Origin of the sequence: Acidovorax sp. NO-1 (assembly GCF_000238595.1) — a bacterium.
Classification (GTDB): Bacteria; Pseudomonadota; Gammaproteobacteria; order Burkholderiales; family Burkholderiaceae_C; genus Acidovorax.
Map to the genome: position 1 here is coordinate 1 of NZ_AGTS01000127.1, position 432 is coordinate 432.

Annotated in this window: 1 protein-coding gene; it reads left to right on the forward strand. The window is 64.1% G+C overall.

The genetic code is table 11. The features are described from left to right. Nucleotides 1–226: 226 nt before the first annotated feature. Nucleotides 227–432: catalase (locus tag KYG_RS18735; protein ID WP_008906502.1), on the forward strand; the 206-nt coding region annotated here is incomplete at its 3' end.

Sequence of the window (432 nt, forward strand, 5' to 3'; positions counted from 1 at the left end):
GTATCGCCGTGAGTCTTATCGACTGCTGATGAACAGTCTGGATGGGATCGATAGCGCGATCAGCGATTTTCCGCCGAACGGACGAGAGGTAGCGGCTAGAGCCCCGGGTGGTCAGCGCAAGCGGCCCGGCGCCGTTTCGTCTCCGGACAGCTCGTCTGACGGCTGACAACTGCCGCGGACAGGCCCGGTCACTGCAGTGTTCGACGTGACTAGCCTGGAGACCACCATGAGCGACGACAAGATCACTCTCACGACCCGCCAGGGTCATCCGGTACGGGACAACCAAAGCCTGCGCAGCGTGGGCGAGCGGGGCCCCGCCACGCTGGAAAACTACCAGTTCATCGAGAAGATCACCCATTTCGATCGGGAGCGGGTGCCCGAGCGGGTGGTGCATGCCCGGGGCACCGCCGCCCATGGCTGGTTCGAGGCCTA